Here is a 4114-nt window from a genome sequence, read left to right as displayed (position 1 = left end):
TCTCCAACAACACACATTGGCTTAGTGATGACAGCTTTCATCATTGCTCCTTTTGAGTCATAATTAATGACATCATTGGTTACTGAATGGCTTTTGATATGTGCAAAATAGATTAGTCTGTTTTATCAATAAAAACAGCAATTTAAGCCCTTTTGAAAGCTTAAGATTTTATCAAATTTTAGGGGGTATCTTTGAATTTTAGACGCAATACACCTAGAGACAGCACAACCATTAAATAAAAATTTTTACACATTGTCAAGAGAAAAAATTTATATTTTGTACATTTTTTGTTTTTAAAAATCTAAACTTAGTATTCAGATAAACAAGAGATGCAATAATAATCCCATTTAAATGAATCTTTTACTTGGCTTTTTGCCTCGTTTCAAAGAACGATGTTTTACGGCACGAGATAAAGATTTGAACCAACTACGTAAGAAATGTTGCTAGCTTAGCAAGGACTTCGTTCATAATCATGGGGGGAACTGCTTCCATTTTCTTTCCCTGACGCGCTCCAATATCAAGAGCACGTGGTTGGTCACAACGTATTATGCCCGTTGTATGTAATCCCACTCCCATTAATGAGACAGTAAAGCCTGCTGTTCTAGCAAAATTTCCTCCGCTTGTAATAGGCAAGACAATAGGTGTTTTCGTTACACGATTAAACGCTTCCGGTGATACAATTAATACAGGACGCGTTCCTTTTTGTTCATAACCCGAAGATGGATCAAGAGATACTAGCCAAATTTCGCCTCGCTTCATCACAACAGCTCTTTACCAACAGGTTTAGCATCAAACCATTCTATATCCTCATCTACAAAATCATCTGACGGATTACATTGGGCTAACAATTCATCAAGAGTATAATTAGGAAATGTTTGTGGTTTCACAACTAATTGTCCATTATCAATAGTCAAACCAACTTGCGCATTTTCAGTAAGATGAAGGACATCAAGCAGTGAAGGTGGTATAGAAAGCATCACTGACCCTCCAACTTTACGTAATTTCGTTGTATGCATAAAAACAACCTCTCTAAAATATTATATAAAAATATAACATTTTAAAAGCTATTTCAAGAGCTTCTGATGTTTTTATAAATATACTAGTAAAACATTTAGCATTTATTTTTTTGGTTAAAATATTTCTGGAGAGCGTTAAGGACTATTCGCAATGAAGGTACAAGGTACGGTAATTCTTGATCTTCACTAACAAGATACTGTAGCGCAGCATAAAAATTATGCTGTCTGTAAAGGTGTTGTGTTTCTTTTATTACCTCTTGCATATTCAAAAATTGTTTTGTTGCAAATTCAACCCATTTTTTTCTAGCTTCTTCATTAGAAGATGAGGGCATTTTATCATAAATTGCACTAGGCAATGTTTTTGCACAGAGATAATCATTTCTCACTTCAAGATATTTTTGCGCAGCATCATATTGGTCTTGATTGATTTCGCCTTGCAAATAAAGCCGCCCAATATAGGTACTGGAAAGTGGATTTTTAGTCTCTTCTATGGTCAAACAGAAGCGTTTGGCACGCATTTCAATTGCCAATTTATCCATGGGTTCATGCGGTGTTTTTGCTCGTGAGATGCGTCCATTTGGTTCTCTGATACATCCTTTAATCCGAGGACGACCACGTTTTGCACGTTTTTTTCTTTTTGTCATATTTTTTTCAATCAGAATGGTATGCTATCATTATTAATGAGTGCACTATGATCAGCAGCCCCTGAAGCGATAGCATAATTTTGAGAAGTAATAGGTGAAGGGGTAGGGGATGCCGATTGATCTTTCTTTGCATCAAGCAAATACAGCTCGCCTTTGTATTGTGGCAAGACAATCTCTGTTGTGTAACGGTCATGCCCATTTTTATCTTGCCATTTGCGTGTCTGTAACTTTCCTTCTATGTAAACCTTTGAACCTTTGTTTAGATATTGAAGTGCAATTTTTGCCAAATGTGGATTAAAAATCACCACGGAATGCCATTCTGTTTTCTCTACTTTTTGATTGGTTTTTTTATCTGTATAGCTCTCAGAAGTCGCTATACTAAAATTGACTATTTCTGCTCCAGAATTCATTGTTTTGCTTTCGGGATTAGCACCAAGGCGCCCGATTAACGTCACTTTATTTAGCATATTTGTAGCCCCATTAGATTTGCAATTTATACATACAAAATCTTAGCATAAATTGCATATTTATTCAATTATTTCAGTTTATTAATAACAGTTTTTTAAGTATTGCATTATAATAGTATTTGACAAATTATTCATCAAAAAACCATGTCACTCAAATGACACGGCTTTCTTATTTCTGCTTTTAACTTTTCAATAAATATCCTTTCATTAAGAGTCTGTATCAAACTTTTTTGTTCGATTTATTGTTGACTATCGAACCTTTTTGTGCGATATTCATTTTATGCAGAAAGGGGAGGCTAAATGAAACGAGAAGCGCTGCTTAGGGAATTACGTAAAGAAGCCAGAAAAAGAGGCATTCATTACAGTGAAGCTCCTGATGCAGGTAAAGGGTCACATTATTTGCTAATTTTTGGAGACAAGACAACCGTTATAAAATCTGGTGAATTGACCCCACTTTACGTGAAAATAATAAAAAAGCAGTTGGGGGTATGAGTTATTCTCTCAATGGCTTAAATTTCTCGTTTCAAAAGCATTTCGATCATGGCGAGGAGACCTAAATATGGAATACACGTATCAAGCAAAACTGGAATCTGATCCAGATGGTGGTTTTATTGTCACCTTTCCAGATGTACCAGAAGCAATAACAGCTGGAGAAAATAGAGCAGAGGCATTAGAGAATGCTGTTGAAGCTTTAGGGTTAGCATTACGGAGCTATCCTATGCGCGGTTTACCTTTACCAGTACCACAGCAATATAAAGACCTTGTAAAGGTCACGGTAGATGCGTGGAATGCTCTTAAACTTGCAGTGGTAGAAGCCTTTAATGAAGCGAATATCACAAAAACAGAATTGGCTAATCGTTTGGGTAAAAAAGAAGCAGAAGCAAGACGCATTCTTGATCCAAATTATCCAACTAAGCTTCAAACATTAGAGCAAGCACTGAGCGTTCTTGGCAAGCAAGTCGTTATTACAATCAAAAACGCGGCTTAACTTCCTCCCCACCTTGTAAAGATGGGGAAGGGGATGTTTTTACTTAAATCTAAGCGGCTTTTACGACAGATCTTGCTAGAACCTGTTTTGCTTCTTTTGTAACTGATTTGTAATGATCAAGCTCTTTTGCGAGGTCATTTGCATCTAACAAACGTCTCATCATCAATCCTAAGATTTCTCCAATACCTGCAGGTTTTTTTAAACACTCATAAGAAAATAATTCATAATCAACAGATTGGTTTTTTAGTTTCTTTTCACAGTCAATAAAGTAGCGTCGAGCCTGTCTACCTTTCTCATTGCGTTCAACCATTGAGAGCTCTTTCGCCATGTCTAGAGTGAGATGATATTCTGTACTTGGACGACCGCCTTTAGGTTTCGGTAAATTTTTACCGAAACTCACAAAGCTTTGATTTTCTTGAGAGGCATTAGGTTTCGCTAAAATTTTAGCGAAACTTGTAAAGTCCTTATTTTCTAGGAAACCATACTCCTCAATGCGATTTTTTATCCAATTTCTAAATTCGGATTTTACTTCTAAAAACATATGCAACTCACGCGCATTTACTGCTTGAACTGTTTCTTGATCAATCGTTTGTTCTGTAATTTTAATAAGAGTGTTCATAGTGAACTCCTGTTCGATTAGACGTTTTTGATTGACACTCAATAAAGAATGCCGGGTGCTCAAAAACACGGCGAACAGTCCGTCGTTACGCTTTTCCCATAAAAGGGTATTGTATAGCGTAACCACACCCGACTAAATCATTATATGCGTGTAACATACAATGAGTCAAAGCCTTTAATGTGCGGAAGAAAAATTGTGTCGGCAATCTATCCGCTGTTCGTTTAAAGTGTTTTTGAGGCACCTAATACCGAAGATATACATTACAGGAATAATGTCAAGAATCGTTCGATAATTTTTTGATCTCTTTATTGATCTCGTCTATAAGAGGTTCGTAATTGAGAACGCTTTTCGGAATAGCACCACCGTAAACCCATGCTTTC

The 4114-nt window shown here is 36.2% G+C and carries 7 protein-coding genes; 2 read left to right on the top strand and 5 right to left on the bottom strand.

Features of this window, described 5'->3' with window-relative positions; genetic code table 11:
• Positions 1 to 426: 426 nt before the first annotated feature.
• From ACFIKR_RS08840 to ssb, 4 genes are all read right to left on the bottom strand, one after another.
• Positions 427 to 759 carry a type II toxin-antitoxin system PemK/MazF family toxin gene (locus ACFIKR_RS08840; protein WP_375659591.1) on the bottom strand — a complete coding sequence of 111 codons (333 nt, stop codon included), beginning with the start codon at positions 757 to 759 and terminating at the stop codon, positions 427 to 429.
• Positions 759 to 1016, bottom strand: a complete 258-nt coding sequence (locus ACFIKR_RS08835; RefSeq protein ID WP_375612038.1) for an AbrB/MazE/SpoVT family DNA-binding domain-containing protein — start codon at positions 1014 to 1016, stop codon at positions 759 to 761. Before ACFIKR_RS08835 ends, ACFIKR_RS08840 begins: the two co-directional genes overlap by 1 nt.
• A gap of 95 nt (positions 1017 to 1111) precedes the next feature.
• Positions 1112 to 1660, bottom strand: a complete 549-nt coding sequence (locus ACFIKR_RS08830; RefSeq protein WP_375659590.1) for a hypothetical protein — start codon at positions 1658 to 1660, stop codon at positions 1112 to 1114.
• Positions 1661 to 1671: 11 nt separating this feature from the next.
• Entirely contained in the window at positions 1672 to 2127 is a 456-nt protein-coding gene (gene ssb / locus ACFIKR_RS08825) for a single-stranded DNA-binding protein (RefSeq protein ID WP_375659589.1), read from the bottom strand.
• 300 nt (positions 2128 to 2427) lie between these two features.
• Here ssb and ACFIKR_RS08820 point away from each other — a divergent pair, with 300 nt between their 5' ends.
• Complete coding sequence (locus ACFIKR_RS08820; protein WP_375659588.1) at positions 2428 to 2619, top strand: hypothetical protein; 192 nt, start codon at positions 2428 to 2430, stop codon at positions 2617 to 2619.
• Between the two features lie 67 nt (positions 2620 to 2686).
• The gene (locus ACFIKR_RS08815) at positions 2687 to 3115 is read left to right on the top strand and encodes a type II toxin-antitoxin system HicB family antitoxin (protein ID WP_375659587.1); all 429 of its coding nucleotides are present in this window, start codon (positions 2687 to 2689) and stop codon (positions 3113 to 3115) included.
• A gap of 49 nt (positions 3116 to 3164) precedes the next feature.
• Here ACFIKR_RS08815 and ACFIKR_RS08810 read toward each other — a convergent pair whose 3' ends face one another.
• Positions 3165 to 3734, bottom strand: coding sequence for an antA/AntB antirepressor family protein (locus ACFIKR_RS08810; RefSeq protein WP_375659586.1), 570 nt, complete (start codon positions 3732 to 3734; stop codon positions 3165 to 3167).
• Positions 3735 to 4114: the final 380 nt, after the last annotated feature.

Origin of the sequence: Bartonella sp. MR30HLJHH (genome assembly GCF_042194195.1) — a bacterium.
In the GTDB taxonomy this organism is placed as follows: domain Bacteria; phylum Pseudomonadota; class Alphaproteobacteria; order Rhizobiales; family Rhizobiaceae; genus Bartonella; species Bartonella grahamii.
Note: the sequence above shows the minus strand (reverse complement) of the source record. Positions and strands in the feature narration are given on the sequence as shown.